The sequence below is a fragment of the Streptomyces sp. A2-16 genome, from assembly GCF_018128905.1.
Classification (GTDB): Bacteria; Actinomycetota; Actinomycetes; order Streptomycetales; family Streptomycetaceae; genus Streptomyces.
In genome coordinates, this window is sequence record NZ_CP063808.1 from 542280 (window position 1) to 563671 (window position 21392).

Consider the following 21392-nt stretch of genomic DNA (forward strand, 5'->3'; position numbering starts at 1 on the left):
GCTAGTGGTGGAACCCGGTCGCCGCTGCCCTGTCCGCGGTGAACGGGTGGGGCTGGCGGCGCAGTTCGGGCAGCAGGCGTTCCAGGTCCTCGACGAAGAGGTCGGCCAGGTCGGTCGAGAAGCCGTTGCGGCACACCACCCGCAGCACCGACAGGTCCTCGCGGTTCGGCGGGAAGGTGTACGCCGGTACGAGCCAGCCCCGCTCCCGCAGCCGCCGGGAGACGTCGAAGACGTCGAACGCCTCGATGCCCGGGGCCGTGGTGAACGCGAACACCGGGAGTTCGTCGCCCCGGGTCAGCAGCCGGAAGTCGCCGAGCGCCTCCACGCGCTCGGCGACGCCCCGGGCGACCTCCCGCGTGGACCGCTGCACGGCCTTGTAGCCCTCGCGGCCCAGCCGCAGGAACGTGTAGTACTGCGCGACGACCTGGGCGCCGGGGCGGGAGAAGTTCAGCGCGAAGGTCGGCATGTCACCGCCCAGGTAGTTCACCCGGAACACGAGTTCCTCGGGCAGGGCCTCCCGGTCCCGCCACAGCGCCCAGCCGACTCCGGGGTAGACGAGGCCGTACTTGTGCCCGGAGGTGTTGATCGAGGCCACCCGGGGCAGCCGGAAGTCCCACACCAGGTCCTCGTCGAGGAAGGGCGCGACCATGGCGCCGGACGCCCCGTCGACGTGCACGGGAATGTCCAGGCCGGTGCGCTCCTGGAGCTGGTCGAGTGCCGCGCAGAGGTCGGCGATCGGCTCGTAGGAGCCGTCGAAGGTGGAGCCGAGGATGCCCACCACCCCGATGGTGTTCTCGTCGCACAGCTCGGCGGCGGCCTGCGGGTCGAGGTGGAAGCGGTCGCCCTCCATGGGCACCTGACGGGCCTCCACCTCCCAGAAGTTGCAGAACTTCTCCCAGCACACCTGGACGTTGACCCCCATGACCAGGTTGGGCCGCGCCCCCGGGTACCGGTCGGCGTTGCGCTGGGCCCAGCGCCGCTTGAGCGCCATCCCGGCGAGCATGCACGCCTCGCTGGAGCCGGTCGTGGAACAGCCCACCGCCACCGAGGGATCCGGCGCGTTCCACAGGTCGGCGAGCATCGCCACGCAGCGCCGCTCCAGCTCGGCGGTGCGCGGGTACTCGTCCTTGTCGATCATGTTCTTGTCCCGGCACTCACCCATCAGGACCCCGGCCTGCGGTTCCATCCAGGTCGTGACGAAGGTGGCGAGGTTCAGCCGGGAGTTGCCGTCGAGCATCAGCTCGTCGTGGACCACCTGGTAGGCGGTCGACGGCGGCAGGGGAGAGGTGGGGAGCCGGTGCTTGGGCGGTGCCTCGGTCATGTCGCTGACCGGATCGGCCTCGCCGTAGAAGGGGTTGATGGACGAGGGGCGCTCGTCGGACTTCTGAGGTCCTTTGTGCAGTGGCATGGCAGTGCCTCCTGAAGGGATCAACGTGGGTCAGCGGATGGGAGTTCCGTCCGCGCGCAGCTGCATCTGCGGCCGCCCGGTCACCAGCAGCCAGGCGGCGAGGGAGCCGATGCACAGCAGCGCGAGGATCGCGGGTGAGGCCACCAGGACGGCGGCGACGAACAGGCTCACCCAGGCCTGCCGGGTGACGGCGAGCAACATGCCGAGCACCCCGGCCGCCACGGCGAGGGCCGGGTCCACGGCGTCCACGAGCGCGTGGGCGCACAGCCCGAAGGCGACGCCCACGAACACGGCGGGGAAGATCCGCCCGCCCCGGAAGCCGCAGGAGGCGGCGACGAGCAGCGCGGCCAGCTTCACCACCGCCATGGTGGCGAACTGCCCGGCCGACCAGCCCTCCGGGTCCGCCGCCAGCTCCCCGATCTCGTCGAGCCCCTTGAAGAGCGTCAGATGGCCGCCCACGGCCGCGAGCAGCCCCAGGACGAGCCCGCCGGCGGGCAGGGCCAGCATCGGGTGCCTGAGCCGGGCGAAGGCGCCGTGGACGTACGGGAAGGCGAGCACGGCCGCCATGCCGAGCAGCGCGGCCGCGGACGCGACCACCAGCATCGCCAGCAGGTCGCCCCAGCCGGGCCGCCCGTACGCGGGCAGGTGCAGGTCGAAACTCGGCTCGGCCACCAACGTGGTCGTCAGCGCGCCGGCCGCCGCCGCCACCAGGGGACCGAAGACGTTGTCCCACAGCGCGCCCCTGAGCTGCCGGCCGGCCAGCGCCTCGGAGATCACCAGTGCGGCGGCCACCGGCGTCCCGAACAGCGCGCCGATCGTCGCCGCCTCCGCCAGCGCCGGCCACAGCCCGCGCGGCATCCGCGGGGCCAGCCTGCGCCCCAGCCAGAAGGCGAGCCCCACGTTCACCGCGATGATCGGGTTCTCCGGGCCAAGGCTCGGGCCGCCCGCGAGCATCAGCGCGGTCGCCAGGACCAGCCCCGGCAGCACGACGGGTGGCAGCACGGGGGCGTCCAGGCCGGTGGTGGCGGGATCCGGGCCGGCGTGCCCGGGTACCTTCCACACCACCAGGCCCACCGCCACCCCGGTCGCGGTGAGCACGACCAGCATCCACAGCACGGAGTACCGGCCCACCCCCAGCGCGTCCGGCAGGTTGCGCCACAGCACGTGCTGGAGCTGCTCGGCCGCGGCGCTCACCCCCACGAAGAACAGACTCGCGCCCACGCCGACCAGGAGAGCGGGAAGGATCAAGGGCAGCAGAGCACGCGCCGGGGTCGCCGGGGAGGCGGGTGCCTGCTGCGCGGTGTCCTGGGCCACGGGCCCACGATAAGCGGACAAAACGGGCGCGACATCTGGAGGTGTCCCTGCCGGACTTGCACCTCACGCGGCGTGAGGAGCCACCGTGGAGCGCGTACCGAGAAAAGGAGCGGACGAAGTGGGTTACTCCGTGGGACAGGTCGCGGGCTTCGCCGGCGTCACGGTGCGCACGCTGCACCACTACGACGACATCGGCCTGCTCGTGCCCAGCGAGCGCAGCCACGCGGGCCACCGGCGCTACGGCGACGAGGACCTCGACCGGCTGCAGCAGATCCTGTTCTACCGGGAGCTCGGCTTCCCGCTCGAGGAGGTCGCCGCCCTGCTCGACGACCCGGCCGCGGACCCGCGCGCGCACCTGCGCCGCCAGCACGAGCTGCTGACCGCCCGGATCGAGAAGCTGCAGAAGATGGCGGCGGCCGTGGAGCACGCCATGGAGGCACGCACGATGGGGATCGATCTCACGCCCGAGGAGCGGTTCGAGGTGTTCGGGGACAAGGACCCGGAGCAGTACGCCGAGGAGGCGCGCCGGCGCTGGGGCGGCACGGACGCGTACGCCGAGTCGCAGCGTCGCGCCGCGCGCTACACCAAGGACGACTGGAAGCGCATGCAGGCCGAGGTGGCCGACTGGGGCGAGCGCTACGACGCCCTGATGGCCGCCGGTGACGCGCCGACCTCCCCGGCGGCCATGGACATGGCCGAGGAGCACCGGCAGCACATCTGCGGCTGGTTCTACGACTGCCCGTACGAGATGCACCAGGGCCTGGGCGAGATGTACGTCTCGGACGAGCGCTTCAAGGCGTTCTACGACGCCATGCGCCCAGGCCTGGCCGAGCACCTGAGGGAGGCGATCAGGGCGAACGCCGCCCGGCACGCCTCCTAGGGACCCTGACCCGGGGGCTACTCCCGGGTCAGGACCACCGCCGTGCCGTAGGCGCACACCTCCGTGCCCACGTCCGCCGCCTCCGTGACGTCGAACCGGAACGCGAGCACCGCGTTGGCGCCACGCGCGCGTGCCTGCTCCACGAGCCGTTCCATGGCCTGGTTGCGGGTCTGCACCAGTGTCTTCGTGAGTCCCCTCAGCTCACCGCCGATCATCGACTTGAGCCCCGCGCCGATCTGGCTGCCGAGGTGCCGGGACCGCACGGTCAGCCCGAACACCTCGCCCAGCACTTCCTGGACCCGGTGGCCGGGCACGTCGTTCGTGGTCACCACGAGCACATCGGGCTGGGGCCCCTGGCCGCCGCCGTATTCGTCAATACCCATGGCTCACAGCTTTGTCCTGGACGGCTCACAATGCATCCTGGGGAGCCCCATGGAACCTGGGTCACCACGGCTGCGTTGATACTTTTGGGCAGCCAGCCCCGCCCGCCCCACCAGCAGGAGCCACAATCCCGTGACCATGCTCGCGCTCGGCCCCGAGTGGATCAGCCCCGACTATCTGATCAAGACCTTCAGCCTGCCAGGCATTCTGCTGATCGTCTTCGCCGAGTCGGGGCTCTTCGCGTTCCTGCCGGGCGACTCCCTGCTGTTCACGGCGGGCCTCTTCGTGGCCGAGGGGAACTTCATCACCCAGCCCCTGTGGCTGGTGTGCACGCTCATCGTGGCGGCCGCCGTCCTGGGCGACCAGGTCGGCTACATGATCGGCAAGTTCTTCGGCCCGAGGCTCTTCAGCCGCCCCAACTCCAGGCTCTTCAAGCAGGAGAACCTGGACAAGGCCCACGAGTTCATGGAGAAGTTCGGCCCCAAGGCCATCGTGCTGGCCCGCTTCGTGCCGATCGTGCGGACCTTCGCCCCCATCGTGGCGGGCGCCGGCCGGATGAAGTACCGCACCTTCCTGACGTACAACATCATCGGCGGCGTGGCCTGGGGCACGGGCGTCACCCTCGCCGGTTACTGGCTCGGCCAGATCGACGTCATCAAGAAGAACGTCGAGGCGATCCTCGTCCTGATCGTCCTGGTCTCGGTGGTCCCGATCCTCATCGAATACCTGCGCGAGCGCGGAAAGAAGAAGCGCGCCGCGGCGCAGACCCCCGCGGCCCCGCCCCAGCAGCCGTACCAGCCCATGGACGACGCGACGACCCAGCTCCGCCGCATCCCGTCCGAGGACGAGCAGCAGCCGCCCCAGCAGTACTACGGCCAGCAGCAGCCGTACGCCCAACAGCAGCCGTACGCCCAGCAGTACCCGCAGCAGCAGAGCTACGACCAGCAGCCCTACGGCCACCAGAACCAGCAGAACCCCTACAACAACCAGGGGTACTAGAAACGCCCGCGGGGGCGCGGGGCGGCGGCCACGGCGGTCAGAAGCCCCGCGTCCTCTTGGCGGCCCTCCGCTTGCCCGCAGAACCGACCCTCAGGAACAACCGGGAGATCTCCGAGCCCAGGTTGACCCCGATCGCGATGGCCATCGCGAGCGCCGCCGCCTTCGACAGCGACACCAGCCCCTCGTCGACATGGCTCTGAGCGATCGACAGCAACCCGAAGTACGTCGCGGATCCCGGCAGCAGCGGCCCGATCGCCGCGGTCGTGTACGGCAGCGCGGAAGCGAACCGGAAGCGGGACAGCAACTGCCCGAACAGTCCCACCAGTCCCGCCGCCACGGCCGTGGAGGCGACCGGGGAGAACTCTCCGGTGTAGTGCATCGCGCCGTACACACACCAGGCGACGCCGCCGTTCAACGTGACGGCCAGCACGGTGGATCGTTCCTGCTGGAGCAGCACCGCGAAGGTCAACGACAGCAGCATCGACGCGGCCGTCTGCAACAAGGGCCGCGGATCCGTCGACAGCGCCTCGTCGGGGTTGAGATGCGCCCCCAACTGCACTCCGACGTAGAGCATCACCAGCACGCCCACCACGATCCCCACGAAGAAGTACATGACTTCGAGGAGCCGGGCCGACGCGGTGATGTAGAAGCCGGTCAGACCGTCCTGGACGCCCGCCACCAGCGCCCGCCCGGGCAGCAGCGCGAACAGGCCACCGGTGATGACCGCGGACGCCTTCACGTCGACGTCGGCCAGCGTCAGCGCGATCCCGATCGCGGCCGGCGGCATCGCGGCGACCGTGAACTGGTAGAACTCCGGCAGCCCGCGCCCCGCGCACAGCCACGCCAGCCGGTCGCCGAGCATCGCGCCGAGCATGGCCGCGACGAACACCAGCAGGTCACCGCCGACCAGCACGGAGGCCGCGCCCGCGAGCAGTCCGCTCGCCGAGGTGAGCACCCAGGTCGGGTACGGGTGCCGGTTGCGGCGGATCTCCGCGAGCCGCCGGTAGGCCTCCTCCAGGGAGATCGCCGTCTCGGGGTCGCTGAGGTCGTCCACGAGCCGGAACACGGCCGCGAGACGCGTGTAGTCGGTACCGCGCCGCCGCACCGTCCTGGAGGCCGTCACGGGGTCGTCCACGAGCGAGGGCTGGTACGAGATCGACAGCAGCGTGAAGGTGACGTTCGGCTCGCAGCGGTCCAGGCCGTAGGACCGGCAGACGGCGAACATCGCCGCCTCCACGTCCTCCGCGCCCTCACCGCCCGCGAGCAGCAACTCGCCGATGCGCAGGGTCAGGTCGAGCACGCGCGGGACGGCCGGACCGGCGTCGTCCTCGGACTTCTGCACCGGTTCCGGCGCGGGCCGCTCGGCCACCGGCATCCGCAGCATCGTGCGCATCCGGTCCTGCCAGGGCACGTCCTTGGTCAGGCTGACCACCGGTATGCCGGTCGGCGGCGTGAACGCGGGCGGCGCGTCCTTCGCGCTGTAGGTGCGGGGCGTGCTGAACGCCGACCCCTCCGGCTCCACGGCCGGCGGCTGCGGCACCTCCAGCCCCTTCGGCAGCGCGAACTCCGACGTGGTCTCCGGCTCACCGCCGACGGTTCTCGGCATGGCGAGCCCGTCGGGAACGGCGAACTCGGACGTGATCTCGGAGTCGTAGAAACCCCGGGCCTCGTCCGACTGCGGCTTGCGGTGCTCCGCCTCCGTCACTCCGTAACGCTCCCTGAACGACACATTCCGTAAGCCTCAGTATGCGCGGGCACACGAACGGGCCGCACGCGTGCGCGTGCGGCCCGTTCGCGACACAGGGCTCAGTGGCCGCCCTGGTCCTTGAAGCGCTTGTAGGACCGCTCGATCTCGGCCTCGGCGTCGACGCGGCCGACCCAGTCGGCGCCCTCGACGGACTTGCCGGGCTCCAGGTCCTTGTAGACCTCGAAGAAGTGCTGGATCTCCAGGCGGTCGAACTCGGAGACGTGGTGGATGTCGCGCAGGTGCTCCACCCGCGGGTCCGTCGCCGGGACGCACAGCAGCTTGTCGTCGCCGCCGGCCTCGTCCGTCATCCGGAACATGCCGATCGCACGGCACTTGATGAGGCAGCCCGGGAACGTCGGCTCGTCAAGAATGACCAGCGCGTCCAACGGGTCGCCGTCCTCGCCGAGGGTGTTCTCGACGAAGCCGTAGTCGGTCGGGTAGGCGGTCGAGGTGAAGAGTCGACGGTCCAGGCGGATCCGACCGGTCTCGTGGTCCACCTCGTACTTGTTCCGCGAACCCTTCGGGATCTCGATCGTGACGTCGAACTCCACCGGTGACTCCTCCATGATCAACACATAGTTCTGGTGGTTAAGTGTCCCTCACGCAGGTGTGTGATCGCGAAAGGGGCTGTTGGTCGTGCCTGAACTGAGGCCTTGGCGAGGCGCGAGACCGCATGTGAAGCGGGTCGCGAACGCCGTACGACCGCGTCTGGCACGCGCCGCGGGCGCCGTACGTCCAGGACTGACCCGGGCCACGGACACCGTACGGCCGTATCTCGCACGAACCGCCGCTGCTGTGAAACCGCAGGTCACAAGGCTTGCCGGGGTTGCCCGGCCGGGGACCGTCAGGACCTGGCAGTACACCGCGGGCGCCGCCACTGCCGGTCTGGCACTGGCCGCCACCGTGGCGACCGCCGCCGGTCCCTGGGACTCCTCGGGTCAGCGTACGGCCGAGCGGGACCGGGCGGTCGCCCTCGGACGGACGGGTGGCACAGATCACGAAGGCGATTCCGGTACGACGGCGGCCGGTCCGCGTCCCGCCCCGAGCGCCCCGTCCGTGCTCACCGGACTCGGCGGCGCGGCCAACACGGTGAAGTCCGCCCCGACCGGAAAAGCCCTCGCCGGAGTTCTCACCCCGCTCCTCGACGCCCCCGCACTCGGCGCCCGCCACACGGCCGTCGTCGTGGACGTCGCCAGCGGCAGACGGCTCTACGGCGCGGGTGCCGGCACCGCCCTGACCCCCGCCTCCACCACGAAGATCGCCACCGCCGTCGCCGCCCTGTCCGCCCTCGGCGCCGACCACCGCCTCACCACGCGCGCGGCCCTCGAACCCGACACCAAGGAGCTCGTCCTCGTCGGCGGCGGCGACCCCACGCTCACCGCCCGGTCCGACACCGACGGCTGGGCGAGCCTGCGCGCACTCGCCGAGGACACCGCCGCGGCCCTCAAGAAGCGGAACATCACCACCGTCACGCTGTCCTACGACAAGACCCGCTACGCGGGCTCCGAGATCCACCCGATCGGGGTCAACGACAACCTGGCCCCCGTCAGCGCCCTGATGGTGGACGAGGCCCGCACCGACGACTCCTCCAGCGGACCCGTCGCCCGCGTGGGCGACCCGGCCACGGACGCGACCCGCACCTTCGCGCGCTTCCTCGCGGACCACGGCATCAAAACCACCGCCCCCGGCCCCTCCAAGGCGACCGGCCGCGCCGAGACCCTCGCCGAGGTCTCCTCACCGCCGCTGTCCGCCCTGGTCGAACGCATGCTGACCAACAGCGACAACGACATCGCCGAGGCCCTCGCCCGCCAGACCGCGGTCGCGGACAAGCGACGCGCCGACTTCGCAGGCGGCGGCGCCGCCATCCGCGACCAGCTGAAAAAACTCGGACTGCCGCTCGCCGGCGCCGCGTTCCACGACGGCAGCGGACTCGACCGCGCCGACCGGCTCACCGCGAACCTGCTGACCTCCCTGCTGGTCAAGGCCGGCGACCCCGGCCACCCGGAACTGCGCCCCGTCCTCACCGGCCTCCCGGTGGCCGGCTTCACCGGCACCCTGACAAGCCGTTACACGGACGGCGCGGCAGGCGTCGTACGGGCCAAGACGGGCACCCTGACGGGGGTGAACACCCTGGCCGGAACGGTCGTCGACCAGGACGGCCGACTGCTGGCCTTCGCGTTCCTGACCTCGGACACCACGGACCCGGCGGCGGCCCAGAGCGCGCTGGACCGCACGGCCTCGGCACTGGCCGCCTGCGGCTGCGGCTGACCCGCGCGGGCTCCCTCCCGGCCCGCGCGGCCTGCCCCAAGCGGGAACGCTCACGTACGGTTGACGCATGACGAGCATCGGTGGTGCCGAGATGGTCGACTGGAATCTCGCGGTCGCGACCGCGACCCGGCTCGTGCGGCCGGGCCCCGACGTGAGCCGCGACGAGGCCCGGGCCGTCGTCGCGGAACTGCGCCGGCACGCCAAGGCCTCGGAGGAACACGTCCGCGGCTTCACCCGGATGGGGACGGAAGGCGTCCACGACACCCCCGTCCTCGTCGTCGACCGCCCCGGCTGGGTCCGGGCCAACGTCGCCGGGTTCCGGGAGATCCTCAAACCGCTCCTGGAGAAGATGCAGGAGCGGCGCGGCAACACCCCCGGCGGCGCGGTCCTCGGCGCCGTCGGCGGCAAGGTGACCGGCGTCGAACTCGGGATGCTCCTGTCGTTCCTGTCCTCCCGCGTCCTCGGCCAGTACGAGACCTTCGCCCCGGCCACCCGCGAATTCCCGGCGGGGGAGAACGGCGGCGGCCGACTCCTCCTCGTCGCCCCGAACATCGTGCACGTGGAACGCGAACTCGACGTCCAGCCCCACGACTTCCGCCTGTGGGTCTGCCTCCACGAGGAGACGCACCGCACCCAGTTCACGGCCGTGCCCTGGCTGCGCGACCACCTCGAGGGCGAAATCCAGTCGTTCCTGGGGGAGACCGAGGTCGACCCCATGACCGTCCTGGAACGCATCCGGGAAGCCGCCCAGTCGCTGGCCGGCGGACGGCCCGAGGGCGAGGAGGAGGACGGCGGGCGCTCGCTCGTCGAGATCGTGCAGACGCCCGCCCAACGGGAGATCCTCGGCCGCCTCACCGCCGTGATGTCCCTCCTGGAGGGCCACGCCGACTTCGTCATGGACGGCGTGGGCCCCGCCGTCGTGCCGAGCGTCGCCGAGATCCGCGAGAAGTTCCAGCAACGGCGGGCCAAGGGCGCCTCCCGCCTGGACATGGCCCTGCGCAAGCTCCTCGGCCTGGACGCCAAGCTCCGCCAGTACCGCGACGGCGAACGCTTCGTACGGGCCGTCGTCGACCAGGTCGGCATGGACGGCTTCAACCGCGTGTGGACCTCCCCGAACACCCTCCCGACCAAGTCGGAGATCGCCAAACCGGCGGACTGGGTCGCGCGGGTGCACCGCAAGGCCGAGTCGTGAACCGTGTGCGGACGCCGTGAGAGGAATTCGGCCGACGGCAGGCGAACGCCCCTTCAATCACCCGTCCGAGGGACCGTGGGGCAGGGGTAGGCGTGCAATGCTCGGGGAACGCCCCGGTTCTGTCACCATCTACACACTCTGAGTGACCGAACCTCGGGCTCACCCCCGAAAACTTCATGAAGGGAACCGGACATGGGTCCCCATCCTGCGGTCGCGGCGATACGCCTGGCGGTCCGCCGCGTCCTCCACGACATCCTCAACGACCACCACGCCCGAGCCGAGCACCGTCCCCACGAGCCCTCGCCGTCGCCGCTCGTGCTCGTCGCCTGCTCCGGCGGCGCCGACTCCATGGCCCTCGCCTCCGCCCTCGCCTTCGAGGCCCCCAAACTCGGCCTGCGCGCCGGCGGGGTCACCGTCGACCACGGCCTCCAGCCCGGCTCCGACCTGCGCGCCGAGGAAGTCGTCCTCAGGCTGCGCGAACTCGGCCTGGACCCCGTCGAGTCCACCGCCGTGACCGTCGGCCGCGAAGGCGGACCCGAAGCCGCCGCGCGCGACGCCCGCTACGCCGCCCTCGACGCCGCGGCCGAACGCCATGGCGCGCTCGCCGTCCTGCTCGGCCACACCCGCGACGACCAGGCCGAAACCGTCCTGCTCGGCCTCGCCCGCGGCTCGGGCATCCGCTCGCTGTCCGGCATGGCGGCCGTGTCCGGGGGCCCCGGGGCCGCCCGCCGCTACCGCCGCCCGTTCCTGGAGCTCGACCGGCAGACCGCCCGCAAGGCGTGCATGGTCCAGTCCCTGCCCGTCTGGGACGATCCGCACAACACCGACCCCGCCTACACCCGCTCCCGGCTGCGCCACGAAGGCCTGCCCGCCCTGGAGAAGGCACTCGGCAAAGGAGTCGTCGAGGCCCTCGCGCGCACCGCCCAGCTCTCCCGCGACGACGCCGACGCCCTCGACACCTGGGCCCGCCAGGCCGAGGCGTCCGTACGCGACGCCGCCGGCCTCCTGGAGTGCGCCAAGCTCTACGCCCTGCCGCCCGCCGTGCGCCGCCGCATCCTGCGCCAGGCGGCCATCGAGGCCGGCGCCCCGGCCGGATCGCTCTTCGCCCGCCACATCGAGGAAGTCGACCGGCTGATCACCGGCTGGCGCGGCCAGGGAGCGATCAATCTCCCGGGCAAAGTGGTCGCCCAGCGGCAGGGTGGCAGACTGGTGATTCGGCAAGGCTGATTCGCTGCCCCCTCCGGGGGGCGAGGGACGGCTGGTTGGACGACCGAAAGTGATGCGGGTGGACGCGAAAGACATGGGTGCCGACCTCAAAGAGGTACTCATCACCAAGGAAGAGATCGACGCGAAGCTCGTGGAGCTCGCCGCGAAGATCGACGCGGAGTACGCGGGCAAGGACCTGCTGATCGTCGGCGTCCTCAAGGGCGCGGTGATGGTCATGGCGGACCTCGCCCGGGCACTGTCCACCCCCGTCACGATGGACTGGATGGCCGTGTCCTCCTACGGCGCGGGCACCCAGTCCTCCGGCGTGGTGCGGATCCTCAAGGACCTCGACACCGACATCAAGGGCAAGCACGTCCTGATCGTCGAGGACATCATCGACTCCGGCCTGACCCTGTCCTGGCTGCTGTCCAACCTGGGCTCGCGCGAGCCGGAGACCCTCAAGGTGTGCACCCTGCTGCGCAAGCCGGACGCCGCCAAGGTCGCCATCGACGTCGAGTGGGTCGGCTTCGACATCCCCAACGAATTCGTCGTCGGCTACGGTCTCGACTACGCCGAGAAGTACCGCAACCTCCCGTTCGTCGGTACGCTCGCGCCCCACGTCTACGGCGGCTGAGCCAGATGGCCCCAGCTCTCTAAGACGATCGGGAACCCCAGCCGGTTTCGCGCCGTTGGAGCATGCAGACGGGTTCGTGAAGCCCTCCTGTGCGGCTTCGGTCCACAATGCTGGGGTACCGTCAGAAGAACTGTCTTATCAAACTCACTATGGCAGGAGGGACGGGGCGACACCGCTCCGTATGGATGGACGTGAAGCGATACTTCCGTGGGCCGGTCATGTGGATCGTGCTGGCCGTCCTTGCCGTGGTCGTGTTGATGCAGGTCGTCGGCTCGTCCGGTGGCTACAAGACGGTGGACACCGGCCAGGTCGTCCAGGCGATCAATGACAACAAGGTCGAATCAGCCAAGCTGACCACCGGCGACGAGAACACCATCAAGGTGTCTCTCAAGGACGGCGAAAAGGTCGAGGGCAGCTCGAAGATCCAGGCGAGCTACATCGGCGACCAGGGCCGTGACCTCGCCACCGTGCTGCAGAACAAGTTCCAGGACAAGCAGATCCCCGACGGGTACACCGTCTCGCCGACGAAGCAGAACGCCTTCGTCGGGATCCTGCTCTCCCTGCTCCCCTTCGTTCTCATCGTGGTCGTCTTCCTGTTCCTGATGAATCAGATGCAGGGCGGCGGCTCCCGGGTCATGAACTTCGGGAAGTCCAAGGCGAAGCTCATCACCAAGGACACCCCGAAGACGACGTTCTCGGACGTCGCCGGCTCGGACGAGGCCGTCGAGGAGCTCCAGGAGATCAAGGAGTTCCTCCAGGAACCGGCGAAGTTCCAGGCGGTCGGGGCCAAGATCCCCAAGGGCGTACTGCTGTACGGCCCTCCCGGCACCGGCAAGACCCTGCTCGCGCGCGCCGTCGCGGGCGAGGCCGGTGTCCCCTTCTACTCGATCTCCGGTTCCGACTTCGTCGAGATGTTCGTCGGTGTCGGTGCCTCCCGAGTCCGTGACCTGTTCGAGCAGGCCAAGGCGAACGCCCCGGCGATCGTCTTCGTCGACGAGATCGACGCGGTCGGCCGCCACCGCGGCGCCGGCCTCGGCGGCGGTCACGACGAGCGCGAGCAGACGCTGAACCAGCTGCTCGTCGAGATGGACGGCTTCGACGTCAAGGGCGGCGTGATCCTCATCGCCGCGACGAACCGGCCCGACATCCTCGACCCGGCCCTCCTGCGCCCCGGCCGCTTCGACCGCCAGATCGCGGTCGACCGTCCGGACATGCAGGGCCGTCTGGAGATCCTCAAGGTCCACCAGAAGGGCAAGCCGGTCGCACCCGACGTCGACCTGTCGGCCGTCGCGCGTCGCACCCCGGGCTTCACCGGCGCGGACCTGAGCAACGTCCTCAACGAGGCCGCCCTGCTCACCGCCCGCAGCGACAAGAAGCTGATCGACAACTCGATGCTCGACGAGGCGATCGACCGTGTGGTGGCGGGCCCGCAGAAGCGGACCCGGATCATGTCGGACAAGGAGAAGAAGATCACCGCGTACCACGAGGGCGGACACGCCCTGGTCGCGGCGGCCTCCCCGAACTCCGACCCGGTCCACAAGATCACGATCCTCTCCCGAGGCCGTGCTCTGGGCTACACGATGGTCCTGCCGGACGAGGACAAGTACTCGACCACGCGCAACGAGATGCTCGACCAGCTCGCCTACATGCTGGGCGGTCGCGCCGCCGAGGAACTGGTCTTCCACGACCCGACCACGGGCGCCGCGAACGACATCGAGAAGGCCACGGCCACGGCCCGCGCGATGGTCACGCAGTACGGCATGACCGAGCGTCTGGGCGCCATCAAGTTCGGCGGCGACAACACCGAGCCGTTCCTCGGACGTGAGATGGCTCACCAGCGCGACTACTCGGAAGAGGTCGCCGCGCTGGTCGACGAAGAGGTCAAGAAGCTCATCGAGAACGCGCACAACGAGGCCTGGGAGATCCTGGTCGAGAACCGCGACGTCCTCGACAACCTGGTGCTCCAGCTCCTGGAGAAGGAGACGCTGGGCAAGGAGGAGATCGCCGAGATCTTCTCGGCCATCGTCAAGCGCCCGGCACGGCCCGCCTGGACCGGTTCGTCCCGGCGTACGCCCTCCACCCGTCCGCCGGTGCTCTCCCCCAAGGAGCTCGCACTGACGAACGGCGCCAATGGCGCGGCCCCGGCGATCACCACCGCCAAGGCCACCGCGTCGGAGCAGGTCCCGGATGCCGTTCCCGAGGAGCGCCCCGAGAGCTGATGCTCACCCATCCCGCTCCGGTGACCTCACCGGGCCCGGAATGGATGCCTCGCCCCCCAGGTTTTAGCCTGGGGGGCGCGGCGTTTTTCGGCCGTGAGGGACTCTTAGGAACGAGGCACCAGATGACCGACCCCGTGACGCTGGACGGAGCCGGCTCCATCGGCGAGTTCGACGAGAAGCGAGCCGAGAACGCCGTCCGCGAACTCCTGATCGCGGTCGGCGAGGACCCGGACCGCGAGGGGCTCCGGGAGACTCCGGGGCGGGTGGCGCGGGCGTACAGGGAGATATTCGCAGGCCTGTGGCAGAAGCCCGAGGACGTCCTGACCACGACGTTCGACCTGGGGCACGACGAGATGGTGCTCGTGAAGGACATCGAGGTGTACTCAACCTGCGAACACCATCTGGTCCCGTTCCGGGGTGTCGCTCACGTCGGGTACATTCCGGCCACCACAGGCAAGATTACGGGGCTGTCCAAGCTCGCCCGGCTCGTGGACGTCTATGCCCGTCGGCCGCAGGTGCAGGAACGACTCACCACGCAGATAGCGGACTCCCTGATGGAGATCCTGGAGCCCCGCGGCGTGATCGTCGTCGTGGAGTGCGAGCACATGTGCATGTCGATGCGCGGGATTCGCAAGCCCGGTGCCAAGACGCTCACCTCGGCCGTGCGGGGTCAGCTGCGGGACGCGGCGACACGCAACGAGGCGATGAGCCTGATCATGGCGCGCTGACCGGCCGGTCTGCCGACGGGCCTCAAGCCGCCGAAGCCGCCCCCGTGTTCCGGTCGTCGTCCTCCGGGAGTTTGCAGACGCGTTCCAGGAAGATCGCTGCCGCTATCACCGCGATGCCCGCGAGGACCGAGAAGCCGGCGTAGATGGCCTGGTCGCGGCGGGCGGGGATGTCGAGGGATTCCAGGAGGAAGACGCCGGTGCCGCCGTACATGCCGGAGACGAGGGCGGCGACCAGGGCGCTGGCCTGGCCGAAGACGACCGCGCGGGCCGCCATCAGGGGGTCGACGCCCTTGGCCTCGGGGGCACGCTCGCGCTGGGCCTTCAGGCGGGAGCGGAGCGAGAGCGCCGTGGCCATGAGGACCACCGCGATCAGGGCGAGGACGATGGGGGCGGCCAGCGGAACGCTGGGCAGGGTCCCGATCGAGTTCCACAGGCGGGCGCCCGCCCAGGACAGGAGTCCGGCCACGGCGAAGACGCCGACCAGCAACCTGATGCGCAGCTCTCTCACGGTGCCCCTTCAGCTCCCCCGAGGTCCTTGGGCGGTCCCACGGACAGTGGTCGTGTCGACCTTAACGGCTATTCGGGCAGCCGGAGTTCCAGGTCCTTGCGGGCTTCCACGCCATTGCGCGAGACGGAGTCGAGGAGTTCGGCCACCGGGCCACGGCCGGGCAGCTGGGCCTCGGGGTCCACGTCGTGCCACGGCACCAGGACGAACGCGCGTTCGTGGGCGCGGGGGTGGGGCAGCGTGAGGACCGGATCGTCGGAGACCGTCTCGGCGTACGCGACGATGTCGACGTCGAGGGTGCGCGGGCCCCAGCGCTCGTCCCGCACCCGGTTGAAGGCCTCCTCGACCGCGTGCGCCCGCTCCAGCAGGGAGGACGGGGGGAGCGTGGTCTTCAGCACGACGACCGCGTTGAAGTACGACGGCTGGCTGTCGGCGGCCACGCCCCACGGCTCCGTCTCGTAGACCGGGGAGACGGCCTTGACGCGGACCCCGGGCGTGTCCTCCAGGGCGTCGATGGCGCCCTGGAGGGTCTCCAGGCGGTTGCCGAGGTTGGAACCGAGGGAGAGCACGGCGCGCTTCGGGTTGTGGAGGGTGGTGTCGGCGGCGTCCACCTGCTGCACGACCGAGGCGGGCACCGGCTGTACGGTCGGGTCGCTGTGACCCGCGGCGAAGGACGCGGTCATACTCGGCTCCGGGTGATGGTGACGGTCACGTCGTCGAAGGGCACGGTGATGGGCGCGTCGGGCTTGTGGACCGTGACCTCGACCTCCTCTACCCCCTCGTGCTTCAGACAGGCCTGGGCGATGCGCTCGGCGAGCGTCTCGATGAGGTTGACGGGCTCGCCCTCGACGACGGCCACGACCTCCTCGGCCACGACGCCGTAGTGCACGGTCTTCGTCAGGTCGTCGTCGGCGGCGGCCGGTCGGGTGTCCAGTCCGAGGACGAGGTCCACGAGGAAGATCTGGCCCTCCTCGCGTTCCTCGGGGAACACCCCGTGGTGCCCGCGGGCCTTCAGGCCGCGCAGCGCGACACGATCCACGCGAATCACTCCTGCAATCGTCGGTGACGGCCGGTCCGTACCGTGTGCGGGCGGTACACCGGCCTCGAACGAATCTACCTGCGAGCACTGACAGGGCCGCGCCACGGGACGCGGGCCGGTGCCGGGGACCGGAGGTTTCACCGGGTGTTTCCCCGGGGGAACCCGGCGGCTCACGGGTCGGTAGCCGCCCATACCCGTGGGTTCGTGATTCCAACCACTTGTTGCTCCCCTCGGGTTCAGGAGGGGGTGTCCTCGTCCTCTTCCTCGTCGTTCTCGGCCAGGACGGGGGAGGCGTGGTGGGACCACATCTTCCAGCCCTCGCGGGGGGTGCGGCGAAACACGTTCGTGGCGACGACCAGCTGGCCGACCAGCGGCCCGAGCTCCTCGCCTCCCTCGGGCGCCGGGCCGCCGCTGAGGATGTTCTCGGTGCAGGTCACCAGGGCGGTGTCGCCGGTCACGGAGACGTGCACGTCCGTGAGGAAGAACTGGATGTAGTCGGTGTTCGCCATGATCAGCGCGTACGACCTGAGGACCTCGCCGCGCCCGGTCAGCACGGGCCAGCCGGGGTGGACGCAGGAGACCACGCCCACGTCGGCCGGGTCGTGGTAGGTCTCGTCGACGCCGAGGTCGGCGGGGGTGAGCCAGAGCGAGGACAGCGCTTCGAAGTCGCCGCGCTCCAGTGCCTCGTAGAAGGCGGTGTTGGCGGCTTCCACCTGTTCCACGTCGGTGTGGGGGGCGCTCACCGGGCTCCTTCCGTGCCGTAGTCCGCGGTGCTCGCGACCCCGGTGCGCGCTCCTTCCACGGCGCGGGCGACGCGTACCGCGTCCGCCGTGGCGCGCACCTCGTGCACGCGCACCGCCCATGCGCCGGCGTGCGCCGCGAGCGCGGAGACGGCGGCCGTGGCGGCGTCGCGCTCGCGCGCGGGCGGCGGGGCGCCCTCCGGGCCGGCGAGGACACGGCCGAGGAAGCGCTTGCGGGAGGCGGCGACGAGGAGGGGGTGGCCGAGGCCGAGGAGGCGGTCGAGGTGGGAGAGGAGGACCAGGTCGTGCTCGGCGTCCTTGGAGAAGCCGAGACCGGGGTCGACGACGACCCGGTCGGGGGAGATGCCGCCCGCGAGGACGGCGTCCACGCGCGCGTGGAGCTCGTCGACGACCTCGGCGACGACATCGGCGTAGACGCCCCTGACGTTGCCGCCCTCCAGGAAGCCGCGCCAGTGCATGACGACGAAGGGGGCGCCCGCCGCCGCGACGACCGGGATCATCGCGGGGTCGGCGAGACCGCCGCTGACGTCGTTGACGAGGGCCGCGCCCGCGCCGAGGGCCTGTTCGGCGACGGAGGCGCGCATGGTGTCGACGGAGACGGTGACGCCCTCGGCGGCGAGGCCGCGGACCACGGGGATGACGCGCCGGAGCTCCTCGGCCTCGTCCACGCGGGTGGCGCCGGGGCGGGTGGACTCGCCGCCGACGTCGACGAGGTCGGCGCCCTCCTCGACGAGGGCCAGGCCGTGCTTGACGGCGGCCGTCGTGTCGAACCAGCGGCCGCCGTCGGAGAAGGAGTCGGGGGTGACGTTCACGACTCCCATGACCGCGCAGCGGTCCCATTCCGGAAGGCCCGCGACGCGCCCGCGTCCGCTCTGCTTGCTCATGCGTTCAGCCTAGGCCCCGTGCGGGGCCGCAGGACCGCACGGCCCGGACGGAAGCCCCTGGGCTGGAGGAGGGGCGGGGCTTCCGTCCGGGCCTGTTCCGGGGCCGGTCACGCCGCTCGTACGTCCCGTTCCGCGACGGCGTGGGCACATGCGCGTGCGGGGTGCGAGCGGCGGCGCAGGAAGCGCGGCAGCGGGAGGGCGAGGTTGACGAAGCCTTCGGCCTGCATGGCGGCGAAGCCGATGCGAGGCAGGTCTCCGGAGGCGCGGTAGACGACGAAGCGGGGTTCCCAGCGGGGCTGGAACTTCGCGTTGAACTTGTACAGGGACTCGATCTGGAACCAGCGGGACAGGAACACCAGCAGGCCCCGCCAGGCGCGCAGCACCGGTCCCGCGCCGATCTTCTCGCCGCGCGCCAGGGCCGAGCGGAACATGGCGAAGTTCAGCGACACGCGCGTGATGCCGAACTTCGGGGCGGCCTGGAGGGCGGCGACGATGAGCAGTTCGTTCATGCCGGGGTCGGCGGAGCGGTCCCGGCGCATGAGGTCGAGGGAGGCGCCGTCGGTGCCCCAGGGCACGAAGTGCAGGATCGCCTTGAGGTCGCCGTACGGGCCGGGCTGGTCGTCCGTCTTGTGGGCGGTGGCGATGAGGCAGTCGCCGTCGGCGAGGTCGCCGATGCGGCCCAGGGCCATCGAGAAGCCGCGCTCGGTGTCGGTGCCGCGCCAGTCCTCGGCGGCCTGGCGCACGCGTGCCAGTTCCGTCTCGCCGAGGTCACGTACGCGCCGTACCCGGGTCTCGTAACCGGCCCGCTCGATGCGCTTGACCATCTGGCGGACGTTGCGCATCGCGCGGCCGGCGAGCGAGAAATCCGCGACGTCCACCACCGCCTCGTCGCCCAGTTCGAGGGCGTCCAGGCCGGTCTCACGGGTCCAGACCTCGCCGCCGGTCTCCGAGCAGCCCATGACGGCGGGCGTCCAGGAGTGCGCCTTGGCCTCGTCCATGAAGCGCTCGATGGCGCCCGGCCAGGCCTCCACGTCGCCGATCGGGTCGCCGCTGGCGAGCATCACGCCGGACACGACGCGGTAGGTGACGGCCGCCTTGCCGCTGGGGGAGAAGACGACGGCCTTGTCGCGGCGCAGTGCGAAGTGGCCGAGGGAGTCGCGGCCGCCGTGCTTGACCAGCAGGGCCCTGAGCCGGGACTCGTCCTCCTCGGTGAGCTGCGCGGCGGGGTGCTCGGGGCGGAAGGCGAGGTAGATCGTCGTGATCGCCGTGAGCAGGCCGAGGGCGCCCAGGGAGGCGCCGACGGTCCAGGAGGTGTCGCCCTGGTAGTCGACGGGGCCCTCGAAGCCGAACAGCCCGTACAGGACGTGCGTCAGGCGATCGGCCAGGCTCGGGTCGCCGACCATGCGGTTCGGGTGGACGCTGACGATGATCAGCCCGAGGACGAGGGAACCGGCGCCCATGAGGACGAAGTTGGCGAGCGCGCGCCAGCGGCTGCGCGGGTCGGGCAGCGCCCTGAACTGGTCGCGGTGGCGCAGCAGCGGCGCGAGCAGGGCGAGCGAGATGGCCGCCCCGACGAGTGAGTGGCGGTACGTGAACTGCGCCAGCGCGCCGGCCGGAAGCAGTACGACGGCGGCCCGCCAGGCCCGGCGCTTGTGGCGCCTGAGGCCGTGGGCGAGCAGCAGCAACAGCACGCCGGCGCTGAGCGAGAGCGCGGCCGCGAACGGGCCGAGCGCGCCGGGCAGCACCTCGGCCAGGGTGTGCATACGGCTGTGCCGGAAGCGTGGGAACACGCCGGCGGCGATGTCCAGAAGACCTACGAGAGCGCAGGCTCTGGCGACGAGGACGGGGACGGCCTCGGGGCGCGGTCCGTGCAGTGCACGCCGCAGCCGTGTTGATCGGATCGGAACCCCGCCCGACATTTCCTCATCTGTCCTGACAGACATCGCATCCCGTGGTTCTGCGAGTGACTTTGGATCCGGAGCCCTGATTCGGGCATCCGGCGACATTGCGCCCTCTAGGACGGTGTCTCGTGAGGAGAGGTTCACTCATCTTCTCAAAGCCGTTTCAAAGGCCGAGGAAAGCGAAAGCAAGCAATGGGTCTCACGAGCAACAACACGCTGGTGCTGGCGGTCCTGGCCGCAGTGGCGCTGTTCGCCGGCACGGTGTGGCTCTGGCCACGGCTGGCGCGCCGGGGCTGGCGGTCCGTCAGCGGCCGGGTGGGGCTGCTGCTCGCGACGCAGCTCTCGCTCTTCGTGTGTGTGGGGCTCGCCGCCAACCAGAGCTTCGGGTTCTACGCCTCCTGGGCGGACCTGTTGGGGCGGGAGACCGATCAGGGCGTGGTGGTCGACCACAATCCGGACGCCCGCGCGGGTGGCCCGCTTCGGGTGACCGAGGTCGGGGACGTGCCCGGCAGGGGCGGCTTTCGGCCGTCCTCGGTCGGGCAGGTGCAGAAGGTCGACATCGTCGGCCCGACGTCGCACATCGCCAGTCCCGCGTACGTCTATCTGCCGCCGGAGTATTTCCAGGCGCGCTATCAGTCGCGCACCTTCCCCGCGGCGGTGGTGCTCACGGGATATCCGGGCACCGCGAGAGCGCTGGTGGACAAACTCCACTATCCGCGCACGGCTCTGGAACTCGCCAAGGACGGCCGTATGCAGCCGATGATCCTGGTGATGCTGCGGCCGACGGTGGCGCCGCCGCGCGACACCGAGTGCGCGAACGTTCCGGACGGTCCGCAGACCGAGTCGTTCTTCGCGAAGGACCTCCCGGAAGCCGTGACCGAGCACTACCGGGTGGGCAAGGAGCCGGGGAGCTGGGGGATCATCGGGGACTCCACGGGCGGCTACTGCGCGCTGAAGCTCGCCATGCACCACCCCAGGGTGTACGCCGCTGGGGCGGGCCTGTCCCCGTACTACAACGCCCCCGTCGACCCCACCACGGGCGATCTCTTCCACGGCGACAAGGCGCTGCGCGACCGCGCGAACCTGTGGTGGTGCCTCAAACACCTGCCCGCGCCCGACACCTCACTGCTCGTCAGCAGCAGCAAGGTGGGTGAGGCGAACTACAAGGACACGTTGAAGTTCATAGAGCGGGTGAAGGCGACGGAAACGACCCGGATCTCGTCGATCATCCTCGAAAGCGGCGGGCACAACTTCAACACCTGGCGGCGGGAGATCCCGGCGACCTTAGAGTGGATCAGCGGGCGGCTCAGTGGTCGATGAGCCGAA

Annotated in this window: 20 protein-coding genes; 9 read left to right on the forward strand and 11 right to left on the reverse strand. The window is 70.6% G+C overall.

Features of this window, described 5'->3' with window-relative positions; all coding sequences use genetic code 11:
- Position 1: 1 nt before the first annotated feature.
- Positions 2 to 1408: a glutamate decarboxylase gene (locus tag IOD14_RS02585; protein WP_123990831.1), complete on the reverse strand. Its 1407-nt coding sequence runs from the start codon at positions 1406 to 1408 to the stop codon at positions 2 to 4.
- Between the two features lie 30 nt (positions 1409 to 1438).
- The gene (locus tag IOD14_RS02590) at positions 1439 to 2722 is read right to left on the reverse strand and encodes an ion channel protein (RefSeq protein ID WP_212669561.1); all 1284 of its coding nucleotides are present in this window, start codon (positions 2720 to 2722) and stop codon (positions 1439 to 1441) included.
- Between the two features lie 118 nt (positions 2723 to 2840).
- Between IOD14_RS02590 and IOD14_RS02595 the strand changes: the two genes are divergently transcribed.
- Positions 2841 to 3602, forward strand: a complete 762-nt coding sequence (locus IOD14_RS02595) for a MerR family transcriptional regulator (protein ID WP_123990833.1) — start codon at positions 2841 to 2843, stop codon at positions 3600 to 3602.
- Between the two features lie 17 nt (positions 3603 to 3619).
- Here the strand turns inward: IOD14_RS02595 and IOD14_RS02600 are convergent, their stop codons facing one another.
- Positions 3620 to 3985: a YbjQ family protein gene (locus IOD14_RS02600; protein ID WP_123990834.1), complete on the reverse strand. Its 366-nt coding sequence runs from the start codon at positions 3983 to 3985 to the stop codon at positions 3620 to 3622.
- Between the two features lie 130 nt (positions 3986 to 4115).
- Here IOD14_RS02600 and IOD14_RS02605 point away from each other — a divergent pair, with 130 nt between their 5' ends.
- A complete protein-coding gene (locus IOD14_RS02605) occupies positions 4116 to 4982 on the forward strand; it encodes a VTT domain-containing protein (protein ID WP_123990835.1) in 867 nt (288 codons plus the stop codon).
- Between the two features lie 37 nt (positions 4983 to 5019).
- On the opposite strand, the gene IOD14_RS02610 is transcribed toward IOD14_RS02605, so the two are convergent.
- Entirely contained in the window at positions 5020 to 6687 is a 1668-nt protein-coding gene (locus IOD14_RS02610; protein WP_123990836.1) for a threonine/serine exporter family protein, read from the reverse strand.
- Between the two features lie 101 nt (positions 6688 to 6788).
- The gene (locus tag IOD14_RS02615; RefSeq protein WP_007383738.1) at positions 6789 to 7280 is read right to left on the reverse strand and encodes an inorganic diphosphatase; all 492 of its coding nucleotides are present in this window, start codon (positions 7278 to 7280) and stop codon (positions 6789 to 6791) included.
- Positions 7281 to 7404: 124 nt separating this feature from the next.
- Here IOD14_RS02615 and dacB point away from each other — a divergent pair, with 124 nt between their 5' ends.
- The 6 genes from dacB (at position 7405) to folE (ending at position 14976) form a co-directional block, all read left to right on the forward strand.
- The gene (dacB, locus tag IOD14_RS02620; RefSeq protein ID WP_123990837.1) at positions 7405 to 8997 is read left to right on the forward strand and encodes a D-alanyl-D-alanine carboxypeptidase/D-alanyl-D-alanine-endopeptidase; all 1593 of its coding nucleotides are present in this window, start codon (positions 7405 to 7407) and stop codon (positions 8995 to 8997) included.
- Positions 8998 to 9064: 67 nt separating this feature from the next.
- On the forward strand, positions 9065 to 10189 hold the full coding sequence (locus IOD14_RS02625) for a zinc-dependent metalloprotease (protein ID WP_123990838.1): 1125 nt from the start codon (positions 9065 to 9067) through the stop codon (positions 10187 to 10189).
- Between the two features lie 192 nt (positions 10190 to 10381).
- A complete protein-coding gene (gene tilS / locus IOD14_RS02630) occupies positions 10382 to 11416 on the forward strand; it encodes a tRNA lysidine(34) synthetase TilS (protein WP_123990839.1) in 1035 nt (344 codons plus the stop codon).
- Positions 11417 to 11468: 52 nt separating this feature from the next.
- Positions 11469 to 12029, forward strand: coding sequence for a hypoxanthine phosphoribosyltransferase (hpt, locus tag IOD14_RS02635; protein ID WP_123990840.1), 561 nt, complete (start codon positions 11469 to 11471; stop codon positions 12027 to 12029).
- A 185-nt stretch (positions 12030 to 12214) separates the two neighbouring features.
- Complete coding sequence (gene ftsH, locus IOD14_RS02640) at positions 12215 to 14248, forward strand: ATP-dependent zinc metalloprotease FtsH (protein ID WP_123990841.1); 2034 nt, start codon at positions 12215 to 12217, stop codon at positions 14246 to 14248.
- A 122-nt stretch (positions 14249 to 14370) separates the two neighbouring features.
- Entirely contained in the window at positions 14371 to 14976 is a 606-nt protein-coding gene (gene folE, locus IOD14_RS02645; protein WP_123990842.1) for a GTP cyclohydrolase I FolE, read from the forward strand.
- Positions 14977 to 14998: 22 nt separating this feature from the next.
- On the opposite strand, the gene IOD14_RS02650 is transcribed toward folE, so the two are convergent.
- The 6 genes from IOD14_RS02650 to IOD14_RS02675 form a co-directional block, all read right to left on the reverse strand.
- Complete coding sequence (locus IOD14_RS02650) at positions 14999 to 15484, reverse strand: DUF3180 domain-containing protein (RefSeq protein ID WP_123990843.1); 486 nt, start codon at positions 15482 to 15484, stop codon at positions 14999 to 15001.
- A gap of 68 nt (positions 15485 to 15552) precedes the next feature.
- A complete protein-coding gene (gene folK / locus IOD14_RS02655) occupies positions 15553 to 16164 on the reverse strand; it encodes a 2-amino-4-hydroxy-6-hydroxymethyldihydropteridine diphosphokinase (protein ID WP_123990844.1) in 612 nt (203 codons plus the stop codon).
- The gene (gene folB / locus IOD14_RS02660; protein ID WP_212669562.1) at positions 16161 to 16520 is read right to left on the reverse strand and encodes a dihydroneopterin aldolase; all 360 of its coding nucleotides are present in this window, start codon (positions 16518 to 16520) and stop codon (positions 16161 to 16163) included. The genes folK and folB overlap by 4 nt, the downstream gene beginning before the upstream one ends.
- A 236-nt stretch (positions 16521 to 16756) precedes the next feature.
- Positions 16757 to 17263 carry a nuclear transport factor 2 family protein gene (locus IOD14_RS02665; RefSeq protein ID WP_123990846.1) on the reverse strand — a complete coding sequence of 169 codons (507 nt, stop codon included), beginning with the start codon at positions 17261 to 17263 and terminating at the stop codon, positions 16757 to 16759.
- The gene (gene folP, locus IOD14_RS02670) at positions 17260 to 18165 is read right to left on the reverse strand and encodes a dihydropteroate synthase (protein ID WP_123990847.1); all 906 of its coding nucleotides are present in this window, start codon (positions 18163 to 18165) and stop codon (positions 17260 to 17262) included. The genes IOD14_RS02665 and folP overlap by 4 nt, the downstream gene beginning before the upstream one ends.
- Before the next feature lie 107 nt (positions 18166 to 18272).
- Positions 18273 to 20084: a phosphatidylglycerol lysyltransferase domain-containing protein gene (locus IOD14_RS02675; protein ID WP_123990848.1), complete on the reverse strand. Its 1812-nt coding sequence runs from the start codon at positions 20082 to 20084 to the stop codon at positions 18273 to 18275.
- A 174-nt stretch (positions 20085 to 20258) separates the two neighbouring features.
- Between IOD14_RS02675 and IOD14_RS02680 the strand changes: the two genes are divergently transcribed.
- On the forward strand, positions 20259 to 21386 hold the full coding sequence (locus IOD14_RS02680; RefSeq protein WP_123990849.1) for an alpha/beta hydrolase-fold protein: 1128 nt from the start codon (positions 20259 to 20261) through the stop codon (positions 21384 to 21386).
- The last annotated feature ends 6 nt before the right edge of the window (positions 21387 to 21392 follow it).

What these genes read in the sequence shown, in the direction of transcription:
- IOD14_RS02585 (WP_123990831.1), bottom strand. Translation starts at nt 1,408, where the DNA reads ATGCCACTGCACAAAGGACCTCAGAAGTCCGACGAGCGCCCCTCGTCC.
- IOD14_RS02600 (WP_123990834.1), bottom strand. Translation starts at nt 3,985, where the DNA reads ATGGGTATTGACGAATACGGCGGCGGCCAGGGGCCCCAGCCCGATGTG.
- IOD14_RS02625 (WP_123990838.1), top strand. Translation starts at nt 9,065, where the DNA reads ATGACGAGCATCGGTGGTGCCGAGATGGTCGACTGGAATCTCGCGGTC.
- tilS (WP_123990839.1), top strand. Translation starts at nt 10,382, where the DNA reads ATGGGTCCCCATCCTGCGGTCGCGGCGATACGCCTGGCGGTCCGCCGC.
- hpt (WP_123990840.1), top strand. Translation starts at nt 11,469, where the DNA reads ATGCGGGTGGACGCGAAAGACATGGGTGCCGACCTCAAAGAGGTACTC.
- ftsH (WP_123990841.1), top strand. Translation starts at nt 12,215, where the DNA reads ATGGACGTGAAGCGATACTTCCGTGGGCCGGTCATGTGGATCGTGCTG.
- folE (WP_123990842.1), top strand. Translation starts at nt 14,371, where the DNA reads ATGACCGACCCCGTGACGCTGGACGGAGCCGGCTCCATCGGCGAGTTC.
- folK (WP_123990844.1), bottom strand. Translation starts at nt 16,164, where the DNA reads ATGACCGCGTCCTTCGCCGCGGGTCACAGCGACCCGACCGTACAGCCG.
- folP (WP_123990847.1), bottom strand. Translation starts at nt 18,165, where the DNA reads ATGAGCAAGCAGAGCGGACGCGGGCGCGTCGCGGGCCTTCCGGAATGG.
- IOD14_RS02675 (WP_123990848.1), bottom strand. Translation starts at nt 20,084, where the DNA reads ATGTCGGGCGGGGTTCCGATCCGATCAACACGGCTGCGGCGTGCACTG.
- IOD14_RS02680 (WP_123990849.1), top strand. Translation starts at nt 20,259, where the DNA reads ATGGGTCTCACGAGCAACAACACGCTGGTGCTGGCGGTCCTGGCCGCA.